27 protein-coding genes are annotated in these 26,474 nt (G+C 63.2%); 18 read left to right on the top strand and 9 right to left on the bottom strand.

Annotated elements, in window-relative coordinates; genetic code table 11:
- Nucleotides 1-17 precede the first annotated feature (17 nt).
- Nucleotides 18-1,037, bottom strand: a complete 1,020-nt coding sequence (gene hemB / locus HWE01_RS16305; RefSeq protein ID WP_241822347.1) for a porphobilinogen synthase — start codon at nt 1,035-1,037, stop codon at nt 18-20.
- 291 nt (nt 1,038-1,328) lie between these two features.
- On the bottom strand, nt 1,329-2,063 hold the full coding sequence (gene yihA / locus HWE01_RS16300) for a ribosome biogenesis GTP-binding protein YihA/YsxC (RefSeq protein ID WP_008334188.1): 735 nt from the start codon (nt 2,061-2,063) through the stop codon (nt 1,329-1,331).
- A 204-nt stretch (nt 2,064-2,267) separates the two neighbouring features.
- On the opposite strand from yihA, the gene HWE01_RS16295 reads away from it, so the two are divergent.
- The 6 genes from HWE01_RS16295 (at nt 2,268) to HWE01_RS16270 (ending at nt 8,669) form a co-directional block, all read left to right on the top strand.
- Nucleotides 2,268-2,930 (top strand): c-type cytochrome, encoded by a 663-nt coding sequence (locus HWE01_RS16295; protein ID WP_008334189.1) that lies wholly within the window; start codon nt 2,268-2,270, stop codon nt 2,928-2,930.
- A 283-nt stretch (nt 2,931-3,213) separates the two neighbouring features.
- Nucleotides 3,214-5,379 carry a cytochrome c biogenesis protein ResB gene (locus tag HWE01_RS16290; protein WP_008334191.1) on the top strand — a complete coding sequence of 722 codons (2,166 nt, stop codon included), beginning with the start codon at nt 3,214-3,216 and terminating at the stop codon, nt 5,377-5,379.
- 78 nt (nt 5,380-5,457) lie between these two features.
- Nucleotides 5,458-6,612, top strand: a complete 1,155-nt coding sequence (ccsB, locus tag HWE01_RS16285; RefSeq protein WP_008334198.1) for a c-type cytochrome biogenesis protein CcsB — start codon at nt 5,458-5,460, stop codon at nt 6,610-6,612.
- 59 nt (nt 6,613-6,671) lie between these two features.
- On the top strand, nt 6,672-7,319 hold the full coding sequence (locus HWE01_RS16280; protein ID WP_241822346.1) for an HAD family hydrolase: 648 nt from the start codon (nt 6,672-6,674) through the stop codon (nt 7,317-7,319).
- Nucleotides 7,320-7,387: 68 nt separating this feature from the next.
- Entirely contained in the window at nt 7,388-7,978 is a 591-nt protein-coding gene (locus HWE01_RS16275) for a GNAT family N-acetyltransferase (protein ID WP_241822345.1), read from the top strand.
- A 436-nt stretch (nt 7,979-8,414) separates the two neighbouring features.
- Nucleotides 8,415-8,669: a hypothetical protein gene (locus HWE01_RS16270; RefSeq protein WP_008334201.1), complete on the top strand. Its 255-nt coding sequence runs from the start codon at nt 8,415-8,417 to the stop codon at nt 8,667-8,669.
- 164 nt (nt 8,670-8,833) lie between these two features.
- Here the strand turns inward: HWE01_RS16270 and HWE01_RS16265 are convergent, their stop codons facing one another.
- From HWE01_RS16265 to HWE01_RS16245, 5 genes are all read right to left on the bottom strand, one after another.
- Nucleotides 8,834-9,838, bottom strand: a complete 1,005-nt coding sequence (locus HWE01_RS16265; protein WP_008334202.1) for an NAD(P)H-dependent glycerol-3-phosphate dehydrogenase — start codon at nt 9,836-9,838, stop codon at nt 8,834-8,836.
- 17 nt (nt 9,839-9,855) lie between these two features.
- A complete protein-coding gene (locus HWE01_RS16260) occupies nt 9,856-10,305 on the bottom strand; it encodes an SH3 domain-containing protein (RefSeq protein WP_241822344.1) in 450 nt (149 codons plus the stop codon).
- A 118-nt stretch (nt 10,306-10,423) separates the two neighbouring features.
- On the bottom strand, nt 10,424-10,918 hold the full coding sequence (gene secB / locus HWE01_RS16255; RefSeq protein WP_008334205.1) for a protein-export chaperone SecB: 495 nt from the start codon (nt 10,916-10,918) through the stop codon (nt 10,424-10,426).
- Between the two features lie 51 nt (nt 10,919-10,969).
- Nucleotides 10,970-11,230 carry a glutaredoxin 3 gene (gene grxC / locus HWE01_RS16250; RefSeq protein ID WP_008334207.1) on the bottom strand — a complete coding sequence of 87 codons (261 nt, stop codon included), beginning with the start codon at nt 11,228-11,230 and terminating at the stop codon, nt 10,970-10,972.
- Nucleotides 11,227-11,640, bottom strand: coding sequence for a rhodanese-like domain-containing protein (locus HWE01_RS16245; RefSeq protein WP_008334209.1), 414 nt, complete (start codon nt 11,638-11,640; stop codon nt 11,227-11,229). Before HWE01_RS16245 ends, grxC begins: the two co-directional genes overlap by 4 nt.
- A gap of 159 nt (nt 11,641-11,799) precedes the next feature.
- Here HWE01_RS16245 and gpmA point away from each other — a divergent pair, with 159 nt between their 5' ends.
- The 7 genes from gpmA to HWE01_RS16210 all read left to right on the top strand — a co-directional run bounded on the left by gpmA (nt 11,800) and on the right by HWE01_RS16210 (nt 20,064).
- On the top strand, nt 11,800-12,546 hold the full coding sequence (gpmA, locus tag HWE01_RS16240; RefSeq protein WP_008334213.1) for a 2,3-diphosphoglycerate-dependent phosphoglycerate mutase: 747 nt from the start codon (nt 11,800-11,802) through the stop codon (nt 12,544-12,546).
- A gap of 137 nt (nt 12,547-12,683) precedes the next feature.
- Nucleotides 12,684-14,051 (top strand): murein hydrolase activator EnvC family protein, encoded by a 1,368-nt coding sequence (locus tag HWE01_RS16235; RefSeq protein ID WP_241822389.1) that lies wholly within the window; start codon nt 12,684-12,686, stop codon nt 14,049-14,051.
- Nucleotides 14,052-14,054: 3 nt separating this feature from the next.
- Nucleotides 14,055-15,551 carry a S41 family peptidase gene (locus HWE01_RS16230; RefSeq protein ID WP_008334217.1) on the top strand — a complete coding sequence of 499 codons (1,497 nt, stop codon included), beginning with the start codon at nt 14,055-14,057 and terminating at the stop codon, nt 15,549-15,551.
- An 83-nt stretch (nt 15,552-15,634) separates the two neighbouring features.
- Nucleotides 15,635-16,390 (top strand): HesA/MoeB/ThiF family protein, encoded by a 756-nt coding sequence (locus HWE01_RS16225; protein WP_008334218.1) that lies wholly within the window; start codon nt 15,635-15,637, stop codon nt 16,388-16,390.
- A 444-nt stretch (nt 16,391-16,834) separates the two neighbouring features.
- On the top strand, nt 16,835-17,320 hold the full coding sequence (gene dksA / locus HWE01_RS16220) for an RNA polymerase-binding protein DksA (protein ID WP_175344725.1): 486 nt from the start codon (nt 16,835-16,837) through the stop codon (nt 17,318-17,320).
- A 79-nt stretch (nt 17,321-17,399) separates the two neighbouring features.
- A complete protein-coding gene (locus tag HWE01_RS16215) occupies nt 17,400-17,801 on the top strand; it encodes a hypothetical protein (RefSeq protein ID WP_175344726.1) in 402 nt (133 codons plus the stop codon).
- Between the two features lie 181 nt (nt 17,802-17,982).
- A complete protein-coding gene (locus HWE01_RS16210) occupies nt 17,983-20,064 on the top strand; it encodes a TonB-dependent receptor (RefSeq protein WP_241822343.1) in 2,082 nt (693 codons plus the stop codon).
- 168 nt (nt 20,065-20,232) lie between these two features.
- Here HWE01_RS16210 and HWE01_RS16205 read toward each other — a convergent pair whose 3' ends face one another.
- On the bottom strand, nt 20,233-20,766 hold the full coding sequence (locus HWE01_RS16205) for a carboxymuconolactone decarboxylase family protein (protein WP_008334226.1): 534 nt from the start codon (nt 20,764-20,766) through the stop codon (nt 20,233-20,235).
- A 152-nt stretch (nt 20,767-20,918) separates the two neighbouring features.
- Here HWE01_RS16205 and HWE01_RS16200 point away from each other — a divergent pair, with 152 nt between their 5' ends.
- Complete coding sequence (locus HWE01_RS16200) at nt 20,919-21,890, top strand: AraC family transcriptional regulator (RefSeq protein WP_241822342.1); 972 nt, start codon at nt 20,919-20,921, stop codon at nt 21,888-21,890.
- Here the strand turns inward: HWE01_RS16200 and HWE01_RS16195 are convergent.
- A complete protein-coding gene (locus HWE01_RS16195; RefSeq protein WP_008334229.1) occupies nt 21,880-22,344 on the bottom strand; it encodes an Lrp/AsnC ligand binding domain-containing protein in 465 nt (154 codons plus the stop codon). The two genes, HWE01_RS16200 and HWE01_RS16195, sit on opposite strands and share 11 nt — an antisense overlap.
- A gap of 377 nt (nt 22,345-22,721) precedes the next feature.
- Between HWE01_RS16195 and HWE01_RS16190 the strand changes: the two genes are divergently transcribed.
- The 4 genes from HWE01_RS16190 to HWE01_RS16175 form a co-directional block, all read left to right on the top strand.
- Nucleotides 22,722-23,858 (top strand): branched-chain amino acid ABC transporter substrate-binding protein, encoded by a 1,137-nt coding sequence (locus tag HWE01_RS16190; protein ID WP_175344730.1) that lies wholly within the window; start codon nt 22,722-22,724, stop codon nt 23,856-23,858.
- A 208-nt stretch (nt 23,859-24,066) separates the two neighbouring features.
- Nucleotides 24,067-25,077, top strand: a complete 1,011-nt coding sequence (lhpH, locus tag HWE01_RS16185) for a trans-3-hydroxy-L-proline dehydratase (protein ID WP_241822341.1) — start codon at nt 24,067-24,069, stop codon at nt 25,075-25,077.
- An 18-nt stretch (nt 25,078-25,095) separates the two neighbouring features.
- Nucleotides 25,096-26,034 carry a delta(1)-pyrroline-2-carboxylate reductase family protein gene (locus HWE01_RS16180; protein ID WP_241822340.1) on the top strand — a complete coding sequence of 313 codons (939 nt, stop codon included), beginning with the start codon at nt 25,096-25,098 and terminating at the stop codon, nt 26,032-26,034.
- Between the two features lie 132 nt (nt 26,035-26,166).
- On the top strand, nt 26,167-26,474 hold a 308-nt coding region (locus HWE01_RS16175), incomplete at its 3' end, for an ABC transporter permease subunit (RefSeq protein WP_502798448.1).

Below are 26,474 nucleotides of genomic sequence, written 5' to 3'. Positions count from 1 at the left end.
CTGGGGTGGCAGAGGGATCAGCCTTGCTTGAGCTTGCGTGCGATGTCCAGCGCGAAGTAGGTCAGCACGCCATCGGCGCCGGCGCGCTTGAAGGCCATCATCGCTTCCATCATGGTCTTGTCGTGGTCCAGCCAGCCGTTCTGGGCGGCGGCCTTGATCATGGCGTATTCGCCGCTGACCTGGTAGGCGAAGGTGGGCACGCGGAATTCATCCTTCACGCGGCGCACGATGTCCAGGTAGGGCATGCCGGGCTTGACCATGACCATGTCGGCGCCTTCCTGCAGGTCCAGCGCCACTTCGCGCAGGGCTTCGTCGCTGTTGGCCGGATCCATCTGGTAGGTGGATTTGCTGCCCTTGCCCAGGTTGGCGGCCGAGCCGACGGCGTCGCGGAAGGGGCCGTAGAAGGCCGAGGCGTACTTGGCCGAGTAGGCCATGATGCGGGTGTAGATGTGGCCTTGGGCCTCCAGCATGGCGCGGATGGCGGCGATGCGGCCGTCCATCATGTCCGAGGGGGCCACCACGTCCACGCCGGCATCGGCCTGGGTTTGCGCCTGCTTGACCAGCAGCGCGATGGTTTCATCGTTGAGGATGTAGCCGCTCTCGTCGAGCACACCGTCCTGGCCGTGGCTGGTGTAGGGGTCCAGCGCTACGTCGCACAGCACGCCCAGTTCGGGGAAGCGCTCCTTGAGCGCGCGCACCACGCGCGGCACCAGGCCGTCGGGGTTGGTGGCTTCGATGCCGTCAGGCGTCTTCAGGGCCGGATCGATCACCGGGAACAAGGCCAGCACCGGCACGCCCAGCTTGACGCATTCCTCGGCCACCGGCAGCAGCGCATCCAGCGACAGGCGCTCCACGCCCGGCAGCGAGGCCACGGGCGTGCGCAGGTTCTGGCCTTCCTGCACAAAGACTGGATAGATCAGGTCGGCGCTGGTGATGACGTTTTCGGCCATCAGGGCGCGCGAGAAGGCGTCGCGGCGCATGCGACGCATGCGCAGGGCAGGGTAGCCGGCGTTGGAACTGAAATCGGTCAAGGACATAGGTCAGCTTTCAAAAATTAGATGTTATTTGAGGCGATCTTGGAATTATTTCGAGACAAATATCGCTATCTTCGGAGATTTGATTCCTTTGATTGCAAATCCGCCCAAATTTCCGCGACTTACATTATCTTGGCTGCAGGTGATTTTTTCACCTCCCGCTTCCCCTTCCCTCCCTGAGCGGGGCTGATCGCGCAAGCGAAAAGCGTTCTTCCCCGGAGAATTTCCCTGTTCTCCGGGGTTTTTTTATTCATGCGTTGTACTCCGTTTGCAGGGATTCTGCCTTGTCGGCGATCAGGCTTGCGGGGTTTCGGGCTGGGTCCCGCCTTTTCCTTCACCTTGGGCCTGGTCCACCGGTGTGGCGGCGTCGTTGAGACCGGCCAGTTCAAGGATCTTGTCGTTGGCTTCTTCGAGACCGATGCGCTTCAAGGCCGAGAACAACTGGGCCGTGAAGGGGAAGGGCTGGCCATTCTCATCCACATAGCTGCTCAGGTAGGTCTGGGCCTGGCGCAGGGCATTGGTGGATTCGTTGCGGTTGAGCTTGTCGGCCTTGCTCAGGATGCAATGGATGGGTTTGCCGGTGGGGGCGAACCACTCGATCATCTGGATATCCAGATCGGTGAAGGGGCGCCGCGAATCGACGATCATCACCAGTGCCGCCAGCTGTTCGCGCTGGCGCACGTAGTCACCCAACAAGGCTTGCCAGTGATGCTTGGCCGAGCCGGACACTTCTGCATAGCCGTAACCGGGCAAGTCCACCAGCATGGCGCGGATCTCGTCGGGGCGCGCCTCGTCATTGCGGTGCTGGCCCACATGGGCGCCGCCCAGCGAGAAATAGTTGATGTGCTGGGTACGTCCCGGCGTCTTGGAGGCAAAGGCCAGGCGCTTCTGGTTGCACAGCACGTTGATGGCGCTGGACTTGCCGGCGTTGGAACGGCCGGCGAAGGCGATTTCCGGCACACTGGTCTTGGGCAGGTCCCGCAGGTGATTGACGGTGGTGAAGAAACGGGCTTGCCAAAGTTGCGACATGGTGGGGGGAAATCCGAAAGAGGAGGGAAAAACGCGGAGAAGCTATTGTACAATGGCCCGAAACCCAACGCCTCGTTGACGCCAGGCAAGCAAAAAATATGGCGGCCGTTGGAGACAGGTCAAACAACAGGCATTTGGGCAGGGGGCAGCCAGCCGCCGAACGGGCAAAATCTCTCAATTCCACAATAAGTATTAGGGTGACGAATGAACCGTGCCTTTTCCCCACTGTTGTATACCGTTCTTGCTGCCGTGCTGGCAGTGTCCTCGGCGGCCCATGCGGCCGATGACAAGAAAGCCCCGATCAAGGCCGACCCGGCCAAGGGGGAAGCCCTCTACACCAATGGCGACAATGCCCGCAACATCGTGGCCTGCGTGTCCTGCCACGGCGCGGCCGGCAATTCGACCATCACCCAGAATCCCAAGCTGGCGGGCCAGCACGAGGCCTACATCGCCAAGCAGCTGCTGAACTTCCGCACGCCCGAGCGCAACAATCCGGTGATGTCACCGATGGCCAAGGCGCTCTCGGATGAAGACATCCACAACATCGCCGCCTACCTGGCAGCCCAGGCACCCAAGCCGGGCGCGGCCAAGAACAAGGACACCATCGACCTGGGCAAGCACATCTGGCGCGCCGGCATCGCCGCCAAGAACGTGCCGGCCTGTGCCGGCTGCCACAGCCCCAACGGCGCCGGCATCCCGGCCCAGTATCCGCGCCTGGCCGGCCAGCACCAGGACTACACGGTGGCCCAGCTGACCAACTTCCGGGGCGGTGCCCGGTCCAACAGCGTCCAGATGAACGCCATCGCCGATCGCCTGTCGGACAAGGAAATCAAGGCCGTGGCCGACTACATCGCCGGCCTGAAGTAATCAGGCACCGCCGCCAGACGGTGCGGGTCAGGAAAGGGGCGGCCGACGTGCCGCCTTTTTTCATGTGGATTGACGTACATCGTAGTGCCGGGGCGCCGTTGCACGGCATGATGGCCTTTGGCCGGACCAGATAAGCGTCCCGGCATACCCGGGTTACGCAGGCGCGTATCACGGACTTTCTCCCGGAGCGGTAGAATTCCGGGTTCGCATCGCTTTGCCTGCTGGCAAGGAGATCCCCCCAAGGTAAGCGGAACCGGCAGGCCCGGTCCGGTAAGGCAGGAATATGACGACGGGCAGCAGTACCCAAGGAATCCAGATCAGGACCCGCCAGCGCTGGCTGGGCGAGGCCGTGGAACTGATCTCATCGATGCGCTTTGCGATCAGCCTGCTCACGCTCATTGCCATCGCCTCGGTGATCGGCACCGTGATGAAGCAGAACGAACCCATGCCCAACTACGTGAACCAGTTCGGCCCGTTCTGGTTCGAGATCTTCGGCAAGCTGGGTTTGTATGCGGTGTATTCGGCCTGGTGGTTCCTGCTGATCATGGGTTTCCTGGTGCTGTCGACCTCGCTGTGCATCGCCCGCAACGGCCCCAAGATGCTGCGCGACATCAAGAGCTGGCGCGACAACGTACGCGAGCAGTCACTGCGCAATTTCCATCACAAGCATGAGTGGACCACGGCCGAAGCGCCGGCCGACGCCGCTGCCCGGCTACGGCGCCAGGTGGGCGCGCGCGGCTACAAGACCAGGCTGGCCGACAAGGAAGGCGGCATGCTGCTGGCGGCCAAGCAGGGGGCGGCCAACAAGTGGGGCTACATCTTCGCCCACGCCGCCATCGTCATCATCTGCCTGGGCGGCCTGCTCGATTCGGACTTGCCGATCCGCTTCCAGCAATGGTTCTACGGCAAATCGGCCTTTGCCGGCAATGGCATCATTTCCGAGATTCCCGAACGCTATCGCCTGGGCCTGAACAATCCGACTTTCCGTGGCAACACCTTGATTCCGGAAGGTTCCAGCAGCAGCACCGCCATCATCCCGCAGAAGGATGGCGTGATGATCCAGGACCTGCCCTTTACCATCCAGTTGAAGCGCTTCATCATCGACTTTTACTCGACCGGCATGCCCAAGCTCTTCGCCAGCGAAGTGGTGGTGCGCGACCACGAAACCGGCAAGGAGACCGCCGCCACCATCAAGGTCAACGAACCGCTGATCTATCACGGTGTGGCGATCTACCAGTCCAGCTTCGAGGACGGCGGCAGCAAGCTCAAGCTGGTTGCCTATCCGATGCGCGGCGGTAGCAACAGCCACTTCGACCTGTCCGGCGAAGTCAACGGCAGCACGCCGCTGCCGGCGGGCATGGGCGATTACACCATCGAATGGAGCGGTTTCCGTCCGTTCAACGTGGAGAACATGCAGGCGGCCGCTTCCGGCCAGACGTCGGGCCCGACTGCGGGCGATGCCCGTGCGGTCAATGTCGGCAAGAGCGTCAATGGCGGCTTCATCGCCGATCTCGACAAGCATCTCGGCTCCGGTGCCAAGAACGCCAACAGCAAGGACTTCAAGAATGTCGGTCCGAGCGTGCAATACAAGCTGCGCGACAAGACCGGGCAGGCGCGCGAATATTTCAACTACATGCAGTCGCTGCCCATTGATGGCGCCGACGTCTTCCTGGCCGGCATGCGCGAGCAGCCCGACCAGCCGTTCCGCTACCTGCGCATTCCCGCCGATGACAACGACAGCGTGGCCGAATGGATGCGCCTGCGCGCCGCCCTGGCCAATCCCTCCCTGCGCGAGGAAGCGGCGCGCCGCTACGCCCGCCAGGCCATCAGCAACGGACGCGACGCTTCACCCGTGCTGCGCGAGCAACTGGAGCAGTCGGCCCTGCGCGGCCTGAGCATCTTTGCCGGTGACGGCAAGGTCTCCGGCTACATCGCCGTGACGCGCTTCCTGGAGCAACTGCCAGCCGCCGAACAGGAAAAGGCCGCCGACATCTTCATGAAGATCCTCAACGGCAGCATGTGGGAGTTGTGGCAAGCCGCGCGCGCCCAGGATGGTCTGGGCCCGGTGAGCAGCGACGAGAAACATGGCCGCTATCTGCAACTGGCCATCAATGCCCTGGCCGATGCGGCCTTCTACCCGGCGCCGGTGTTCCTGCAACTGACCAGCTTCCAGGAGATCAAGGCCTCGGTGCTGCAGGTGACGCGCTCGCCCGGCAAGAAGGTGGTCTACCTCGGTTGCCTGTTCCTGGTGCTGGGCGTGTTCTCGATGCTGTACATTCGTGAACGACGCCTGTGGATCTGGATCAAGCCCGGCCCCGAGGGGCAGGGCAGCCAGGCGCTGCTGGCCATGAGCACGCAGCGCCGCACGCTGGACTTCGACAAGGAATTCGAACAGATGAAGGGTCGTCTGACCGGTGCGGGACCATCCGCCCCAGGTCCCTCGGCCTAGATCCCTCATGCCGCCGGGCTCCGGCGGGAACCCCCGGCGCGCGCAGCATGGTCCGGGACAGCAGCATTGGAGAACGCAATGGAATTGACTCAAGCAAACCAGGCCTACGAGCAAGAGCAAGGCTATTTCCGGCGCCTCGGCATCGTCGACTGGATCTATGCCGCCGCGCTGGTGGCAGCATCGCTGTATGCCTTGGGACGCTTCGGCGGCTACATGGACTATTACGAGAAGGCCGTGCTGCTGCTGGCCGCTCCCACCTTCGCCGGGCTGGGCTGGCACTGGAAGCCGGTACGCCTGCTGATGCTGGTGATCGCGGTGCTCTCGCTGGGTGCCATTGCCATGTATGGTGGCGCGCTGGAAATGGCCGACAAGAAATTCTTGCTGAAATACCTGCTCTCCAGTCAGTCCGCCATCCTCTGGATGAGCGCGCTGTTTTGCCTGTCCACCCTGTTCTACTGGGGCGGCCTGGCCACCACCGCCGGCACCGGCAGCGCGATCGGTTCGCGCCTGTGCTGGTCCGCCGTGGTGCTGGGCTTCACCGGCATGATGGTGCGCTGGTATGAGTCCTACCTGATCGGTGCGGATGTGGGCCACATCCCGATTTCCAATTTATATGAAGTTTTCGTCCTGTTCTGCCTGATCACGGCGCTTTTCTACCTGTACTACGAAGAACGTTACGCAACGCGCCAGCTCGGCGCCTTCGTGCTGACGGTCATCACGGCGGCGGTGGGTTTCCTGATGTGGTATACCGTGTCCCGGGATGCGGCCGAGATTCAGCCGCTGGTGCCGGCCCTGCAGAGCTGGTGGATGAAGATCCACGTACCGGCCAACTTCATCGGCTACGGCACCTTTGCCCTGGCTGCCATGGTGGCGGTGGCCTATCTGCTGCGCGAGCGAGGTATCCTGGCCGACCGCCTGCCCACGCTGGAGGTGCTCGATGACGTGATGTACAAGGCCATTGCAGTCGGCTTTGCATTCTTCACCATCGCCACCATCCTCGGTGCACTGTGGGCGGCCGAGGCTTGGGGGGGATACTGGTCCTGGGATCCGAAGGAAACCTGGGCCCTGATCGTCTGGCTCAACTATGCGGCCTGGCTGCATATGCGCCTCATGAAGGGCCTGCGTGGGCGGACCGCAGCCTGGTGGGCGCTGGTAGGCTTGCTGGTGACGACCTTCGCCTTCCTGGGCGTGAACATGTTCCTCTCGGGCCTGCATTCCTACGGCGAACTTTGATGGCGTCGGCGGCTCCTTGAAGAGGGCGGCCCCCGCCTTCTGAATCACAAGGAGCAACGATGAAGCACCCCTCTGCCGCGCCGGAACTGGTCATCTTCGACTGCGACGGCACCCTGGTCGACAGCGAAGTGGTGGCCGCGCGTGCCTGGTCCGAATATGTCGCCGGGTATGGCGTCGTACTCAGTCCCGAGGAAGCGCTGGCGCGCTTTCGCGGGGTGAGCATGAAGTGGTGCATCTCGCATATCGAGCAATTGAGCGGCCAGGCCCTGCCGGGGCATTTCGAGCAGGAGTTGCGCGCGCGCATGGGCGTCATGCTGGAACGGCACCTGCAACCCATCAGCGGTGCCCTGGAGATGGTGGAGCAGCTGCATCTACCCTTCGCCCTGGCCTCCAATGCCCCGCATCACAAGATCGAGCTGTGCCTGCGGGTCACCGGCCTGCTGCCGCATTTCGCCGGCCGTATCTTCAGTGCCTACGACGTGCAGCGCTGGAAACCCGATCCTGCCCTGTTCCTGTTCGCCGCCGAACGCCTGGGGGTGGCCCCGCAGCGCTGCGCGGTGGTGGAAGACAGCCTGCCGGGCGTGCAGGCCGGACTGGCAGCGGGCATGAAGGTGATCGCCCTGCAGGAGCATGGCGTGCATCCGGAGATGCCGGAGGAGGTGGCGGTCATCACCCATCTGGCGCAGTTGCGTGCGCAACTGGGCTGACCGCAGGGACAGTTCCCGCTGCGCCCGATTTCGGTAAGATCAGCAAGAAACTTCATCCAACGGTTCCCATGCTCCGCTCCCTAGACCGCGAACGGCAAATCATCCATTGCGACCGCGCCATTGAAGTGCGTCCGCTGGGCCTGCGCGAGGCCCCGGCGCTGTATGACGCAGTACACCAGTCGCGCGCCGCCATCAGCCAGTGGGAAGCCTGGTGCACGCCCGAATACGGCCTGCTGGATGCCAAGCTGTTCCTGCAACGTTCCATCGAGCAATGGCATGTTCACGCGGCCTACGACTTCAACATCATCGATCGCAGCAACGGCCTGGTGATCGGCTCGGTGGCCATCAACCAGGTCAGCCAGCTGCACCAGATGGCCAACCTGGGCTACTGGGTGCGCGAGGGTTATACCGGGCGTGGCATTGCCGCCCTGGCCGCGCGGGCGGCGGCGGCCTTCGCCTTTTCCCGGGCCGGACTGACCCGGCTTGAAATCGTGGCCCAGGCCGGTAACCTGCGCAGCCAGCGGGTGGCCGAGAAGGCTGGAGCCACGCTGGAATGCCTGGCCCGCAATCGCCTGGTCTTTCATGGCGAACCACGCGATGCGAAGATTTTTTCACTGGTGCCGGCCGACCTGGGGCTGCTCGTTCCTGTGCATCCATGAACCGTCACGGCGCCAGACCCTCCAGCAGTTGAGTCATTCTTCGTCGCTTTTTTGTCGCGAAAACTGAAGGACGATACGTTTCGCAACACTTTTTTTTCTCTATTTTTGTTGAGTAAAAGCGCACGACGCGGAGCAATCTGACAGCGCCGTCAGCCTTGATGGATGCGGGTTTGCGCCGTTTGTGCACAGCCGCAAAGGATTGTTTCACGCAAGTAATTTCAATTTGGCTGACAAAATACTGACTTTTCGCGTATTCCAAAATGCGGTTCGGGCGTTACATACCTAAAGCGCTGTCAAGAAACGTAGCGCTTGTGTATCTGGAGCAGTCTCCCGGAATCAAGTTGGCAGGCAACATCTTCCGGGGCGCTGCGTGTTCTTCCGAACAACAACTCAGGATGGAAGAACGTTGAGCGTCAGCGACGTAAGAGGAAATACGATGCAAGCCATACAACGCAACAAGACCACGAACAATAACCACGCCGGCCGCGCCGCCCAGCAATACGTCATGGGCGGGGACGCGCGCAGTTCCCGTCTGGCCAAGCGCCTCAAGGGCGCCGAAGCCGCCCGTCAGGACGATGACTGCAGTGCGCGTTACGACAAGATCTCCAAGCAGATGGATGACGCGCTCGAAGGCGGTTCGCCGCAGCGCTTCAAGCGCCCCAAGATGGAAAGCGACATCATCGCGCGTTGAGGCAGGTCGGATTCAGGCGGTTTGCAGCCCGGATCCCTGTGAATCCCCGCGTGATAAAAAAACAGCCGGAGGCATGTCTGCTCCGGCTGTCATTTTCTTGGCTTTACTTGTGCAGTGAGGATTGGTGAATCTCCCGCCCGGATTGAGGCGCGGGAAAGGCCTGCCTACAGGCTTTCCTCGCGCGGGTCCCGCGCCAGCAGCCGGGCCACCATGTCCTGCACCGATACCCCGTCGAACAAGGCCGCCGCCACCGCATCGGTGATCGGCATCTCGATCCCTTTTTCGTGCGCCAGGGCGCGCACGGCCTGTGCGCAGCGGACTCCCTCGGCCACGTGACCCAGTTCGGCGACGATATCTTCCAGCTTCTTGTTCTGTGCCAACCCGAGTCCCACGCGCCGGTTGCGCGAGAGGTCGCCGGTGCAGGTGAGGATCAGGTCGCCCACGCCCGATAGTCCCATGAAGGTTTCTGCACGCCCACCCAGCGCTACGCCGAGTCGGGTGATTTCGGCCAGGCCGCGGGTGATCAAGGCGGCGCGGGCGTTCAAGCCCAGTTGCAGGCCGTCGGCCACGCCGGTGGCGATGGCCAGGATGTTCTTGACCGCGCCACCGATCTCCACGCCCACCAGGTCATCGCTGGAATAGATGCGGATGTTGTTGCCGTGCACGGCTGCGACCGCGCGTTCGCACAGGGCCGCGTCGGCACCGGCGATGGTCAGTGCGCAGGGCAGGCCGCGCGCCACTTCCTGGGCAAAGGAGGGCCCGGAGAGTACGCCGGCGGCCAGCGTCGAACCCAGTACTTCCTGCACCACCTGATGCGGCAGCAGGCGCGTACCTTCTTCCAGTCCCTTGCACAGCCAGACCAGGTTGGGGATGGGATAGGCGCGCAATTGTCCGGCCAGCTCACGCAGGCCCGACACCGACGAGGCCGCAATAAGCAGCGAATCTTCAGGCTCGTCGCAGACGTGCCGCACGGCGGCATCGAAATCCGAACTCACCGTCAGTTCAGGCGGCAGCGCAAATCCCGGCAGGTACAGACTGTTCTCGCGCTGCAGGCTGGCGTGCTGCATGGCCTGGGCATTGCGTCCCCACAGCACGACCTGGTGCTTGCGGGCCAGGGGAATGGCCAGCGCAGTACCCCACGCGCCAGCGCCCAGAATGGAGATCTTCATTGTCGCTGCTTCTTCGCTCAATCGCCCCAGACCTCGCCGGCCTTCACGAAGCCGCTCTGGCCATCGCGGTGGCGCACCTTGACCCAGCCATTGTTGGGACTTTCCAGCATCTCCAGCAGGACCGACTTGTCGGCGGTGAAGACCACCGGGCTGCTCTCATCGGCGGCGCCGAAGATGCGCGCATTGGCCACCGAGACCACCAGCATGCGCTTGGGCGTGAGCGCCTTGGAGGAGATCCAGGACAGCGTACCGGCGGCATCCCGTACCTTGCTCCATTCACCGTAGGTCAGCACCACCTCGACCGGCATGCCGCGCGGCGCCACGTAGACGCGCCGACCCTTTTCGGAGGGCGCGTCGTACATGATGGCAGGCGAGGCGCCGACCGACTTGAAGTCCAGGGCCAGGGCGTCCTTGGCCATGAAGGCGCCGAGCAGGGTAGCGCAAAGAATCAGGGGAAGGCGTTTCATCGTGAAGGTCTCCGCAGAAGGGAAAGCGCCGCAGCACAGGCTGCGGCGGCTTGTTGTCGTACCGGGCTGCCGCCGGGGATGCGGGGCGCCCGGCAGGCGGACAGCGGGTGAAGTCCGATCAGTTGACGGCGTTGGAGCCGTTGTTGACCAGGGTGGCGCCTTGCTGCTCGGCCAAGGCCTGCAGGCGTTGCTGGTAGAACACCTCGAAGTTGATCTCGGCCAGGTGCACCGGCGGGAAGCCGGCGCGGGTAATGGCGTCGGCGATGTTGGCGCGCAGGTACGGATAGATGATGTTGGGGCAGCCGATGCCAAGCAGCGGGTCCAGCTGTTCAGCGGGCACGTTGCGGATCTCGAAGATGCCGGCCTGCTTGCCCTCGACCAGGAAGGCCACCTTGTCCTTGACCTTGGCGGTGACGGTGATGGTCACGGTCGATTCGAACACGCCTTCAGCCAGCGCTTCGGCGCCGACGTCCACCGACACTTCGATCGAAGGCGCTTCCTGTTCCAGGAAGATGGCCGGGGAATTCGGCTGTTCCAGCGACAGATCCTTCAGGTACACGCGCTGGATCTGGAAAACGGGTTGCTGTTGGGCTTCTTGGTTCTGTTCCGACATGGATCTCTTTCAGGTTCGGTGAATCGATAGGGGGAGTTTGCTGCCCTGGCATCAAGCCTGCAGCAGCGGGTCCAGCTTGCCGGCGCGGTCCAGCGCGCTCAGATCATCGAAGCCGCCGACATGGGTGTCGCCGACATAGATCTGGGGCACGGTGCGGCGGCCGGTCTTTTGCATCATCAGCTCACGCTGCTGAGGGTCGAGATCCACGCGGATCTTCTCGATCTGCGTGATTCCCTTGCTGGCCAGCAGACGCTCGGCCATCATGCAGTACGGGCACACGGCGGTGCAGTACATGGTTACGGAAGCGCTCATTTGGCCTCCTTGGTGGTCAGCGGCAGGCCCTGGCCCTGCCAGGCGGCGATGCCGCCGTTCAGGCCGTAGACCTCGGTGAAGCCGGCCTTCTTCAGCGAAGCCTCGGCGCGGTTGGCCTGGGTGCCGGTCTGGCAGACCACGATGACCGGGCGGGCCTTGAGCTTGTCGAGCTCGCCGATGCGCTGCGGCAACTCTTTCAGGGGGATGTTGCGGGCGTCGCGCAGGTGGCCGGCGGCGAATTGCTCGGCCTCACGCACGTCCAGCACCAGTACCTTGCCCTGGTTGAGCATCTGCGTGGCCTGCAGCAGGCTCAGCTTGTTGCCGCGCTGCTGCAGGTAGGGAACCAGCAGCGCACCGCCGGAGACCAAGGCCAGGGCGATCAGGAAAATATTGTCGATGATGAATTTCACGGCAGTCCAATGAGTTTACTGAATCCCGGCATTATAAAATAGAAGCATTCGCGGTTTGCATTCGGACCGAACAGTCTAGTCTACGGCTTGTATCCGGTTTCGCGTAGTCGATCTTTAGGGCAGCCGCAGCGGTTTATCCATCATCAATCTAGTCCTGCTATGTACAAAATCGTATTCATGCGCCACGGCGAATCGACCTGGAACCTGGCCAACCGCTTCACCGGCTGGGTCGATGTCGACCTGACCGAGAAGGGCGTGGCCGAAGCCCGCCAGGCCGGCAAGCTGCTCAAGGAAGCCGGTTTCTCCTTCGACCTGGCCTATACCTCAGTGTTGAAGCGCGCCATCCGCACCCTCTGGACCACGCTGGACGAAATGGACCAGATGTACATCCCGATCAAGAACGACTGGCGCTTGAACGAACGCCACTACGGCGCCCTGCAAGGCTTGAACAAGGCCGAGACCGCCGCCCAGTATGGCGACGAGCAGGTGCTGGTCTGGCGCCGCAGCTACGACACCCCGCCCAATCCCCTGACCCCGGGCGAAGAGCGCGACGCGTTTGGCGATGCCCGCTACGCCGGTCTCTCGCGCGAGCAGGTGCCGCTGACCGAGTGCCTCAAGGACACCGTGGCCCGCGTGCTGCCGGCCTGGAATGACGCCATCGCCCCGGCCATCCGCGCCGGCAGGCAGATCATCATTTCGGCCCACGGCAACAGCCTGCGTGCCCTGATCAAGTATCTGGACGGCATCAGCGATGACGATATCGTCGGCCTGAACATCCCCAACGGCCAGCCGCTGGTCTATGAACTGGATGCCGACCTCAAGCCCATCAAGAGCTACTATCTGGGCGACCAGTCCGCCATCGAGGCAGCCCTCAAGGCGGTGGCCAATCAAGGGAAGTCGAAATAAAACTGCGTTTCTCCAGCAAGACGCCGGCCGCACAGGCGGCGTCCCTTACCGTCAAGTGCATTCCACCGGCGCGTTCGGCCCTGTTGTCGGGCGCGCCGCGAGTCGTTGTGCGCCTGCTCTCGGCGCTGGCGGCGGGTATGCTGCTGTGCGCTGCGGTGCAGGGCCAACCGCTCACCGAGCGCACTCGGCAGAAGCAGGCCGCCGAGAAGGAGCAGGCCGACCTGCAACAACGCCTCACCGCGCTCAAGCGCGATATCGACCAGACCGAAACCGCCAAGGACAATGCCGCCGACGCGCTGGCGGCCTCGGAACAGGCCATTTCCAAGGCCAATCGTTCACTGCGCGATCTGGCACAGGAACAGCAGGCCACCGAAGCACGCCTGGCGCAACTGGTCAAGCAGTTGAACGAACTGACCGTGTTGGTCAACGCCCAGCAGGCGCAGCTCTCCAGGCTGCTGCGCGAGCAATACGTAGCCGGCAATGAGGACCGCATCAAGCTGCTGCTCTCCGGTGACAATCCCAATCGCATCAACCGCGAGCTGCAGTACATGGGCTATGTCTCGCAGGCCCAGGCCAGGCTGATCGACACCCTGCGCGCCAACCAGCAGGCGATTCGCGCCAACAAGGCCGACACCCAGAACGCCAAGTTCGAACTGGAAGAAATCGCCCAGGAAGAACTGGAGCAGAAGAAAGTGCTGGAACGCGAAAAGGGCCGTCGCCAGGCCCTGTTGACGCAGCTGTCCACCAAACTCAATGCCCAGCGCCAGCAAGCCGGCCATCTCGAGCAGGACCAGCGGCGTCTGTCCAGCCTGGTGGACAAGCTGGCGCAGATCATCGAGCAGCAGAAAAAGGCCGAAGCCGAAGCCCGCGAGAGACGTCGTCAGGAACAATTGGCCAAAGCCAGGGCCGAACGCGAGAAGCGTCTGGCCGAACAGCGCGCCCGCGCCGAGAAGCGCGCCGCCGAAGCGGCCCGGGCCGCCAGGGAAGGCAAGCCGGCACCAAAGATGCCCGATCCGGCCGACGCCATCGATGATGACGAACCGCCGCAACAGGCCTCACTGGGCCGCAACGATACCCTGCCCGAGCTGCAGGCGGACAATTTTGGCAAGCCCTTTGCCAGCCTGCGCGGACAATTGCACCTGCCGGTCAAGGGTGAACTGATGTCGAAATTCGGCTCCCGTCGCGGCGACGGACCGGCCAGTCGTGGCCTGTTCATCCGCGCCCCTGAAGGGGCCGAAGTGCGCGCGGTGGCGGCAGGACGGGTGGTCTTCGCGGATTGGCTGCGCGGGTTTGGCAATCTGATCATCGTGGACCACGGCAACCAGTACATGACGATTTACGGCAACAACCAGTCGGTATTGAAACGCGCCGGCGACCTGGTCAAGGCCGGGGAAACCATCGCCACTGCAGGCAACAGCGGCGGTAATGAGCAATCGGGTTTATACTTTGAAATGCGGTATCAAGGCCGCGCATTCGACCCACAGGGGTGGGTAACTTCTAGGTGACACATGGGCAGCAAACTCAAGAATATCAGTTTGATCGGTTTGGGCATGGTGGCTGGAGCCACTGCGATGATTCAGTTCGACGCCATCGCGCAAAAGAATGCAACGGCGTCGCTGCCCCTGGAGGAGCTGCGCCAGATGGCCGACGTATTCGGTCTCATCAAATCGGATTACGTCGAGCCGGTCGATGACAGGAAGCTGCTGACCGAAGCCATTTCCGGCATGGTCTCCTCACTCGACCCGCACTCCGCCTATCTGGACAAGAAGGCCTACAAGGAGCTGCGCGAAGGGACCATGGGCAAGTTCGTGGGCCTGGGCATCGAGGTCGGCATGGAGGACGGCTATGTCAAGGTCATCTCTCCAATCGAGGATTCGCCGGCTTTCCGCGCCGGCATCAAGGCCGGTGACCTGATCACCCGTCTGGACAGCACCCCCGTCAAGGGCCTGACCCTGGACGAAGCCGTCAAGAAGATGCGCGGCGAACCCAACACCAAGATCACCCTGACGATTGCCCGCAAGGACGAAGACAAGCCCATCATCCTGACCATCACCCGCCAGGAAATCCGTGTGCAGAGCGTCAAGTCCAAGGTGGTCGAGCCCGGTTATGCCTGGGTGCGCGTGACCCAGTTCCAGGAACCGACGGTGGACGACATGTCCAAGAAGCTCGCTGCCATCTACGCCCAGGAACCCAACCTGAAGGGCCTCGTGCTGGACCTGCGCAATGACCCGGGTGGCGTGCTGCCGGGCGCCATCGGCGTGGCCGCGACCTTCCTGCCCAAGGATTCGGTGGTGGTCTCCACCAACGGCCAGCTTCCCAGCTCCAAGCAGACCTTCTACGCCAAGCGCGAGTACTACGCTTCCAACCCGCTGTCGGATCCGCTGTCGCGCCTGCCGGACGCCATCAAGAAGGTACCGATGGTGGTTCTGATCAACAGCGGCTCGGCGTCGGCCTCCGAAATCGTGGCCGGCGCCCTGCAGGATTACAAGCGCGCCACCATCATGGGCACGCAGTCCTTCGGCAAGGGTTCGGTGCAATCGGTGATCGCGCTGCCGCCCGAGAAGAACACCGCGGTCAAGCTGACCACCGCCCGTTACTACACGCCCAAGGGCCGTTCCATCCAGGCCCGTGGCATCGTGCCGGACATCATGGTGGACGAGTATCCCGATGGCGACGGCCTGAACGGCCTGCGCCTGCGTGAAGCCGATCTCTCCAAGCACCTCACCAACGACACGGACAAGTCCGCCGAGGTCAAGGCGCAATCGATGGATGAACAGTCCGAAGAACGCCTGATCGCCGCCGAGAAGAAGCGCAAGCCGCTGGAGTTCGGCAGCAAGGACGACTTCCAGCTGATGCAGGCCCTGAACCAGCTCAAGGGCTTGCCGGTCAAGGTCTCCAACGCCAAGCCCGAAGTGCGCAACGAAGAAGGCAAGAACGCCACCCCGGTCAAGGACGAGCGCCGTGACAACAAGGCGCCGGCCGAGAAGATCGATACCACCAAGTAATACGCCGCCTCCGGGCAGGCACATCGGGCCGCTAGCACTTGCCAGCGGCCCTTTTTTTCATATCAATCAGGGCAGATCTGACGATGGATGACCAACAGTTGCTGCGCTACTCGCGCCACATCCTGCTCGACGAGATCGATATCGAAGGCCAGACCCGTCTGCTGCAAGGTCATGCGCTGGTGATCGGAGCCGGCGGCCTGGGCTCGCCGGCGGCCATGTACCTGGCCTCGGCCGGCATGGGCCATATCACCCTGGTCGATCACGACACCGTCGACCTGACCAATTTGCAGCGCCAGATCATGCACACCACCGAGCGCGTGGGCCAGCCCAAGGTGCAATCCGGTCGCCAGGCGTTGCAGCAGATCAACCCCGGCGTGCAGGTCACCGCCCTGGCCGAACGGGTCGAGGGGGAGCGCCTGCAGGCCCTGGTGGCCGCAGCCGACGTGGTGCTGGACTGCAGCGACAACTTCGCCACCCGCCACGCCATCAACCGCGCCTGCGTGGCGGCAGGGGTACCGCTGGTATCGGGCGCGGCGATCCGTTTCGATGGCCAGGTCAGCGTGTTCGACCCGCGTCAGGACGCCAGTCCCTGCTATGCCTGCCTGTTCCCGCCGGAGCGTGAATTCGAGGAAGTGCAATGCGCGACCATGGGCGTGTTTTCGCCGCTGGTGGGCATCATCGGCACCATGCAGGCGGCTGAGGCCATCAAGCTGGTGGCCGGCATTGGCCGTTCGCTGGCCGGGTACCTGCTGATTCTGGATGCGCGCGAGATGGAGTGGACCCGCATTGCCATCGGACGCGACCGCCAGTGCCCGGTGTGCGCCCGGCGACACGGATAATCCCGGCGCCCGCAGGCCGCACGCTTCGCCGCTTCCATCCTGCCCCGTTCTTCTGGTATAAACACGGATGGATGTTGCAATGCAAATAGCATGCCGCATGCGCCAGGCTGATGTTCGGAACGACGACAATTCATAAGCGCGATCAGCCCGCCCCGCCTAGCCCGTCACAGGGGAAGTCATGAACCGCTCCATGAACCGGACCGCTGGCCGCACGTCGCCCCCCGCCATGATGGCACCCGGGCCGCTGCGCCAAAGGCTTGGCATCCGGAATCGTTGGTGTACAATCCTTGACCGCGAAAAAGCGTGCGCCATCCGCAGCGCCGCGGCCTGGAGACACCGGGCGGGCCAGCCGATCGCGTCAACGTCAATCGAAGAGGTGCCAACGCGGCAAGGGAAGTGGATTCACAAGCGACCTGTTCCGGCAGCCGTGCATCAGCCGGGATAATGGATATAGTTGAAAAACCCGTAGTATTGAAAGTAAGCGAAGTGGCAACCAAGACTCCCAAAACTACCCCTGCAGCGCAGTTGCTGACCGAGGAACAGATCCTCAAGATGGACGAGAAGGACTACATGAACGAAGCGCAGCTTGCTTTCTTCAAGGCCCGTCTCCAGCAACTGGAAAAGGATCTGCTCAAGAACGCGGACGAAACCACCGAACACCTGCGCGAAACCGTGCTGGTGCCGGACCCGGCCGACCGCGCCACCATCGAGGAAGAACACGCCCTGGAACTGCGCACCCGCGACCGCGAGCGCAAGCTGCTCAAGAAGGTGCAGCAATCCATCGTGGCCATCGACAATGGCGAGTACGGCTGGTGTGAAGAAACGGGCGAACCGATCGGCATCCCCCGCCTGCTGGCGCGTCCGACCGCGACCCTGTCGCTGGAAGCCCAGCAACGCCGCGAACTGAAGCAGAAACTCTACGGCGACTGATCCTCGCCACGCACGATGACGCCTGCGCCTTGCGGTGCGCAGGCGCAGTGCCGCTGTCGTTTTTACCTGGTCCTGTCCCATGAACCGTCTGCGCGCCCTGCGAAGCTCCACCGTCATCGCCTTGCTGGCGATGTCGCTGTTGTTCGCGCAGATGCTGGGTTTCGTGCACGGGATTGCGCACGCCGGCTGGGCACCGGGAACGGTCCATTCGCTGATCAGCGAAGCCCTGTTCGATGAGGGCGAGGAGGCACACGCCGAACTCGCTGCCGCCGATGGGCAGCCTGCCCATCACCACCATGCCCACGACCTGCACCACTCCTGCGTCGCCTATGATGCGGCGGCCCTGTCGGCGGGTGCATACTTTGATTTTCCTCCCCTGCCGCTGTTGCCGCCGGTGCGCGTACTGGCCCTGTGGCAGGCCTTCGCGTCCTGGGACGCCCCGCTGAACTGCCATTTCTTCTCGCGCGCCCCGCCGCGCTGAATTCCTTCCTCCTGCAAGACCCTCATGACTGGTTACCGGTTGTCCCTCGCGCATCCGTGCGCGGCGTTGCGTCGTCCTGACGCCGCCGCGCGTGATCGCGTGCCGACGGCCGGTGTATCCGCGCCGCCCCGTCACCCTCACGACAGAGCGGGCGGCGCTTCGTGCACAACAAGGAATTCACATGGCTCTTCAACGCCAACACATTGCCTCGGCTGTCCTCACGGCCCTGGCGGCCTGGTCTGTTTCGGCTGCAGCGCAGACTGCAGACAGCACCGCTGCCACTACCAATACCGCTAACACCGCTAACACCGCCAATACTTCTGCAACCCCTGCGGCCCAACCGGCCCTGCAACCCATCGTCGTCACCGCCACCCCCTTCGCCTCGGAGGAAGATGTGCAGGTGCTGGCACCGGCCAAGGTCATTACCGGTGACGAACTGCGCAACAAGCTTGGCAATTCGCTGGGTGACACGCTCTCCAACGAACTGGGCGTATCGGCTTCGGCCTTCGGTGCCGGGGCTTCCCGTCCCATCATCCGCGGCATGGAAGGGCCGCGCGTGATGATTCTGCAGAACGGCATGGGCGTCTCCGACGTCTCCACCGTCTCCAACGACCATGCGGTCGCCACCGAAGCGGCCACTGCCCGCCAGATCGAGATCCTGCGTGGTCCGGCGGCGCTGCTGTATGGCTCGGGTGCCATCGGCGGCCTGGTCAACGTGGTCAATGACCGTATCCCCACCGAGCTGGTCGGCAAGCCCACCGGCACCGTCGAAGGACGTTACGGTACGGTTGACGGCGAAAAGAACAGCTCTTTCTCGCTGGATACCTCGGCCGGCCAGATCGGCCTGCACCTGGACGGCAACTATCGCGACACCGACAACTACAAGATCCCGGGTAACGCCCGCCAGGGCGACAGCAGCAGTGCCTCGGGCCGCCTGCCCAACTCCTTCACGCATGAGACCAGCCTGGGTGCCGGCATTTCCTACGTGACCAACTGGGGCTACATCGGCCTGTCGGCGGCGACCCTGGATGATCACTACGGTATCCCGACCGATGAAATGTCCTTCATCGACCTGCACCAGAACCGCTACGACCTCGACACCGTGGTCAACCAGCCCTTCGCCGGTATCGAGAAGTTCCGGGTCCGCATGGGTTACACCGACTACACCCACATCGAGAAGGCGCAGGATGGGACGCCCAACACGGTCTTCTCCAACCGCTCCCAGCAGACCCGCTGGGAGCTGACGCACGCACCCCTGGCCGGCTGGCACGGCACCTTCGGCGTGCAGACCGAGCAGAGCAACTACTCGGCCCTGACACCCGATACCGGCGTGTCCGAACTGACCCCGCCGACCCGCTCATCCTCCTTTGCCGGCTTCCTGGTGGAAGAACGCCAGTTTGGCCAGGTGCTGGCCAGCGCCGGCCTGCGCGCCGAGAGCGTGAGCCGGCGTCCGGACAGCGGCAGCGGCCTGCCAGGACGCAATTTCAGCCTGATCTCCTGGTCCACCGGTGGGCTGTGGAGCTTCCAGCCCGGTTACGGCCTGGGCCTGACCTACTCCTTCGCCCAGCGTGCGCCAACGGTAGAGGAGCTGTACTCCAACGGTCCGCATGAATCGACCTCGACCTACGACATCGGCGACAACCAGTTGAAGAAGGAAACGTCACACAACATCGAACTGAGCCTGCAGAAGACCGAGGGATTGGTGCGCTGGAAGGGCAACGTGTTCCGCAACAAGGTCAATAACTACATCTACGGCCGGACCAATGGCCAGGTGGACGATACCGGCACGGCCGATGCCAATGGCGAGTTCACGCAGCGCTTCTGGTCGCAGGGCGACGCCACCATTCGCGGCGTGGAAGCCGAGGTCACCTACAACTGGAATGGCGAAGGCGTCTCCGGCCGGGTCTTTGCCGATACTTCGCGCGGTACGCTCGACAACCAGGGCAACCTGCCCCTGCAGCCGGCCACCCGCTATGGCATCGAGCTGGGCTACAAGACCGGCCCCTGGGCCAGCGGCGTGAAGGTCTTGCGCGCGCAAAAGCAGGATCGCCTGGCGTCCTTCGAAACCTACGAGACCCCGTCCTACACCCAGCTGGACGCCAACCTGTCCTACACCCAGCGCCTCAACGGCGTGAAGCTGACCTGGTTCGCGCTGGCCCGCAACCTGCTGAACCAGGACATCCGCCTGTCTACCTCGGTGCTGCGCGAGACGGTACCGCTGGGGGGCCGCAACTTCATCGTGGGGGTACGCACCGCTTTTTGACCGATATGAATGAAACGTCAGCTGCCTCGGGCAGCGACGTCCCCGGGTGCCAGCGGGAGACTGCGCCTCCCGCCAGCGCGGCTTGCCCGGCTGCCTCCGCAAGGAGGCCGCCGGGCTTTTTTTCGCGTATGAACGAATGGGTAATTTTTCGGATTTTTTTCTGGCCGATTACGGTGCCGGCGGGAAATCCAGAACAGTATCGTTCACACGGTTGAACAGATTAGTGAAGGTAATGGCAGTGACCGCCAGCAGCGTATCGACGATCTGGGCATCACTGTAGACGGCTCGCACGCGCTCGACCGCGCTGGCCTCGACGGTGCCCCGTGTGGCCACCAGGCTGCGGGCGAAATCGGCCAGTACGTCCAGTTTGTCATCGCCCGAGGGCCGGGCGTGACGTACGCCATCGATGGCCTGGGCTGGCAGGCCGACCTTCTTGCCCATGAGCGCGTGGGCCGCCAGGCAGTAGTCGCAACCGGCCTGTTCACTCACGGCCAGCTTGATGGCTTCGATTTCCTTGGCCGACAGGCTGCTCTTGCGCAGCGCGCCGTCCAGATGCAGGGCTGATTCCAGCGCCACCGGGCTCAAGGTGCCGATGCCGGCGTAGGCATTGGGCACCATGCCCACGGCGGACTTGATGGCGGCAAACAGTTGGGCGGCCTGACCGCTGGCTTCGCTGAGGGGGGCAATGTTCAAACGGGACATGATGGTTCTCCTTGATGAGGACAAGCGCGGCGGCCTGGGCGGGATTGCCGGTGGTCCGTGTTGCGCATGGACGTACTGTAGGCCTCTTGCATGAAATTATGAATGCCTGAAAATGACATAAAATTGCTCATCAATCTCATTGAAGGAAATCCATGGATGCCCTCAGTCGCCTCCTGTCCCTGCACCCGGTGCGTGCTGCGCTGGACATCCGCTGCCGCTTCGGCCAGCCGTGGAATCTCCTGCATGCGGCCTTGCCGGCTGGGGTGGCGCCATATCACTTCATCCTGGAGGGCAGGGCGCAGCTGCAACTGGCCACGGGTGCGGCGCTGCCGCTGGAAGCGGGCGACCTGGTGGTACTCACGCGGGGTGCGGCCCATGATCTCTTCATTGCGCCCGCCGCCGAGGCCATCGGGGCGCGCCTGGGCGTGACGGCGGCGCCGGTGCGGCTGCATGTGAACGATGATGCGGTCGGCGGTGCGCAAGCCTTGTCGGATTTCCTTTGCGGACAATTCCATTTCGATGCCCCGCATTCCAACGCTCTGGTGCAGGCCCTGCCGGAAGTCTTGCTGGTGAGGGGAGCCCTGCTGCCCGAGGGCGATGGCCTGCGCACACTGGCTACGCTGCTGCGCAGCGAATGCGGCGGTGCCGATGGCCGTGGAGAATTGCGCGCCGGTGCCCAGGCCGTGGTGGCGGGGCTGGCGGCGGCGCTGTTCGGACTGGCCCTGCGCGCCTGGCTGGCCCAGGGCGGACCGCAGCCGGGTCTGCTGGCGCTGCTGGCCCATCCCGGCCTGCAGCCCGCGATGCAGGCCATGCTGGAGGCACCGCAACAGGATTGGACTCTGCCCCGCCTGGCCGCGCTGTGCCACCTGTCGCGCGCGACCTTCGTGCGGCGTTTCCAGGCGGTCGGCAATACAACGCCGGGTGAGGTCCTGCAGCAATTGCGCATGGCGCGCGCCGCTCAGCTGCTGAGCTACAGCAAACTGCCCACTGCGCAGATCGGCGAAGCGGTGGGGTATCAGTCGGAGGCGGCCTTCAACCGGGTGTTCAAGAAATTCAGCGGGATGGGACCGGGCGCCTACCGGCGCACTGGGCGGCAGGCGCCGCCGCAGGGGATCAGCGGATAGGCAGGCGGATGGTGTTCTTCACTTCTTCCATCACGGCATAGGTGTGGGTTTCGCGCACGCCCTTCAATTGCAGCAGCGACTTGCCCAGAAATTCACGATAGGCGTTCATGTCCTTGACGCGGGACTTGACCAGATAGTCGAAGCCGCCGGCCACCATGTGGCATTCCATGATCTCGGGGATGCTCTGCACGCTCTTCTTGAATTCGGCAAAGACATCCGGCGTGGTGCGGTCCAGCACCACTTCGATGAAGACCAGCAGCGAGACATCCAGCAATTCCGGATTCAATTGCGCTGCATAACCCAGGATGTAGCCGGCTTCCTGCAGCTTGCGAACCCGCTCCAGGCAAGCGGCCGGCGACAGGTTCACGCGCGCGGCCAGGTCGACGTTGCTGATGCGGCCATCGTTTTGCAGCTCCGCCAGAATTTTCTTGCTGATCTTGTCGAGTCCGGCCATGGTTTCTGAACTTTATTCAGTTAAAAATATATTGAGAAAATTTTATTCCGATTATAAGGGGAATAAGCGGGCCTAATATCAAGGAAGAGTCAATAGAATCCTCCCTCATAAAAAACATAACGTAATGCGGGCATGAAGCGAAGTTCACCTCGCTTCTGCGCGGATCACAGCAGTATCTCGGCAATGGATGTTGACGAGTTTTGTTTGCAGGCTTGCCAGCGCGTGGCGGTAAGACCGGCCTCACGCGGCCAGCACGGCATCAACGGAATGCACCGCTCCGGCCCACGAGGCGGGGGATGGTGCAGATCCTGCTTTTCCGGCGTTTTCAATGCAATTACCCACCGCAGTCTGACTTTCTAGAAGAGAGGAAACACCCCATGTTCAAGCGCGTCTCCGGACTCAACATCATCGCCGCCTCGCTGGCGCTGATCCCTGCTTTCGCCATGGCGCAGGATACCCAGGTCGTCAAGATCGGTTTCTCCAGCCCGCTGACCGGTCCCCAGGCATCGGCCGGCAAGGACAACCAGGGCGGCCTGATGATGGCCGTCGAGCGTCTGAATGCGCAACCCATCACCGTGGGCGGCAAGAAGATCAAGTTCGAAGTCATCGCCGAAGATGACCAGGCCGATCCCAAGCAGGGCGTGGCCGTGGCACAGAAGCTGGCTGACGAGGGCGTCAAGGCCATCGTCGGTCCCTACAACTCGGGCGTGACCATCCCCGCCTCGCGCGTCTACAACGATGCCGGCATCGTGGTGGCTACCGTGGCCTCCAACCCCAAGATCACCCAGCAAGGTTTCGCCACCCTGTTCCGCGTGGCCGCCAGCGACAGCCAGCTGGGCGGCAAGATGGCCCTGTATGCTGCCAAGGAACTGAAGTTCAAGCGCGTGGCCGTGATCGATGACCGCACCGCCTATGGTCAGGGCCTGGCCGAGGAATTCACCAAGGTCGCCAAGGCCAACGGCATTGAAGTCATCAGCAAGGACTTCACCAACGACAAGGCCACCGACTTCACCGCCATCCTGACCTCGATCAAGGGCAAGAAGCCCGACGCCGTGTTCCTGGGCGGCTACGCTCCCCAGGGTGGTCCGATCAAGCGCCAGATGAAGCAGTTGGGCATCGACGTGCCCCTGATGGGCGGCGACGGCATCTGCTCGCCGGAAATGGGTCGCCTCGGTGGTGATGCCATCGGCGAGAGCGTCTACTGCACCCAGGGTGGCACCATGCTGGACAAGGCCAAGGATGGCAAGGTCTTCGCTGACGACTACCAGAAGAAATACAGCCGTCCTGCCGAGACCTATGCAGTTTCCTTCTACGATGGCATGATGCTCATCGCCCAGGCCATGAAGCAGGCCAACTCGGTCGAGCCCAAGGCCTTCGGTCCGGCCCTGGCCAAGATCAGCTACAAGGGTGTGGCCGGCCAGTACGACTTCGACGCCAACCACGACCTGAAGCAATCGCCGGTGACGGTCTATCGCTTCAAGGACGGTCTGCCGGTCCCCCTGACCAGCTACTGATCGCTCCTTCCCCTGGCCTGATCCTGCCGCCCGCCATGGCGGGCGGCTTGCCAGGCTTCCAGCCCAGCTCCACTGTGCAGTGCCCCGCTTCCCGCCGGTTTCGACCGGCCCGGGAGCGGTTTGCCGTACCCGCTTGCGGTGCCGACCTCATCCCCGGCAGTGTTACCCTCTGCCCAGGCGGACCCGCAGCACACCCGGAAGGAAGACCATGCTCAGCTATACCCGTACCGTCCAGACCATCGATGCCCACACCGGCGGCGAACCGCTGCGCATCGTGGTCTCGGGCCTGCCCAAGATCCCGGCCGGCACCATCCTGGAGCAGCGTGCCTGGCTGCGTGAACATCGCGACGACCTGCGCCGCTTCCTGATGAACGAACCGCGTGGACATGCCGACATGTACGGCGCCTACCTGCTGCCGCCGGTCACGGCCGGTGCCGACTTCGGCGTCATTTTCATTCACAACGAAGGCTACAGCGACATGTGCGGCCACGGCATCATTGCCCTGGGCAAGGTGCTGGTCGAGATGGGCTACGTCGAACGCACCCAGCCGCAGACCCGCATCTGCTTCGATGCCCCGGCCGGCTTCATCGAAGCCTTCGTCGAGTGGGACGGCGTGCGCGCCGGCAAGGTCAGCTTCAACAACGTACCGGCCTTCATCTATCGCCGCGATGTGGAGGTCCAGACGCCCGGGTTTGGCAAGATCGTCGGCGACATTGTCTTCGGTGGCGCCTTCTACTACTACATCAGTGCGGCGCAGGCCGGCCTGACGGTCAAGCCTGAACTGGTGCGCCAGCTGATCCAACTGGGCGCCGAGACCAAGGCTGCGGTGATGGCCAAGGTCGCCATCGCGCATCCGCTGGAGCCCGGCCTCAATACGCTTTACGGCACCATCATCGACAGCGAACCCAATTTCCCGGCCGCGGACCAGTCCAACGTCTGCATCTTCGCCGACCGCGAAGTGGATCGTTCGCCTACCGGCACCGGTACCTCGGGCCGCGCGGCCCAGCTGTTCCTGCGCGGCCGGCTGGCGCTGAACCAGTCCTACGTCAACGGCAGCATCGTCGGCAGCAACTTCGGCGTGCGCGTGACCGCTGCCACCAAGGTGGGCGATTTCGACGGTGCACTCACCGAAGTGAGCGGCTACGCCCACATCATGAGTACCAACCAGTGGGTGCTGGAAGACTCCGATCCTTTCCCGACCGGCTTCTTCCTGCGCTGACCTTCTCCAAGGATTCCCATGCACATTCTTGACTCCCGCCAGACCGCCGCTGCCCTGCCTTATGCCGCGCTGGTCGATGCCCTCGCGCGGGCCGCGCAGGAACTGGCCAGCGGCGCCATCCGCGCGCCCGAACGCCAGGTCGTTCCCATCGATGGCAACAGCGTCTTGCTGGGCATGCCGGCCATTGCCGAGGATCTCTCGGTGACCAAGCTCATCACCGTGCATGGCGACAATGCACGCCATCAGTTGCCGGCGATCCAGGGTGAGGTGATCGTCTTCGAGACCCACACCGGCCGCCGCCTGGCATTGATGGATGGTCCCACCGTCACAGCGCGTCGCACCGCCGCCATGAGCATGCTGGGCATTCGTACGCTGCTGCCGCGCAGGCCGCAATCGGCGCTGCTCATCGGCACCGGCGCCCAGGCAGCGGCACATGCCGATGCGCTGGCCGAAGTATTCGGTGTCCGTCAATTCTGGGTGGCCGCGCGTGACCTCGCGCGTACCCAGGCTTTCTGCCAGGCCATCAGCGAACGCCATCCGCAAGTGGTGGCCAGTCCGCTCCCGGCACAGATGTTGCAACAGGATCTGCCACGCACCGATGTGGTGATTGCCTTGACCACGTCGCGCGTGGCCGTGATTCCTGAACAGATCGCCGCTGATACGCTGGCCATCGGCGTGGGCGCCTTCAAGCCGGACATGGTGGAGTTCCCGGCCAGCCTGCTGCACGCTCGCCGCATTGTGGTCGATGACCTGGCCGGTGCGCATCACGAAGCCGGGGATCTGATCCAGGCCAAGGTTGATTGGTCCGGGGTGGTGGGCATCGGCGATGTGCTGGCCGGCAAGACCCTGGTCGATACACTGCATGGCGCGGGGGCGCTGCCGGTGTTCAAGACCGTGGGCCAGGCTGCATGGGACCTGGCGGCAGCGCGCGTGATGCGCACCACACTGGGGCTTTGAAATTTGCGCGTGCATGCGCGCCTAATTTGATAAATAATTTACGCTTTTTTCGCGGACGTTCACGCGTTTGCGGTTTCCTTGCAGTTTCCTGACGTTTCACAACAATCATCCTCCTGAAGGAGACACCGTTTCATGGATATTTTCCTCCAACAGATCATCAACGGATTGGTGCTAGGCAGCATGTACGCACTGATCGCCCTGGGCTACACCATGGTGTACGGGGTGCTGAACCTGATCAACTTTGCCCACGGCGACATCCTGATGGTGGGTGCCATGGTCGGCCTGTCGATCCTCAAATTGGTGCAGCAGGTGGCCCCTGACCTGCCGGGCATCGTCAAGCTGATCATCGCCATCGTCGGTGCCATTCCGGTGTGCGTGATCGTGAGCCTCTTGATCGAACGCATCGCTTACCGTCCGCTGCGCAATGCGCCGCGTCTGGC

Origin of the sequence: Herbaspirillum sp. C7C8, assembly GCF_022627875.1 — a bacterium.
GTDB lineage: Bacteria > Pseudomonadota > Gammaproteobacteria > Burkholderiales > Burkholderiaceae_D > Herbaspirillum.
The sequence above is the reverse complement of the archived record's forward strand: the minus strand, read 5'-3'. Positions and strand labels throughout refer to the sequence as shown.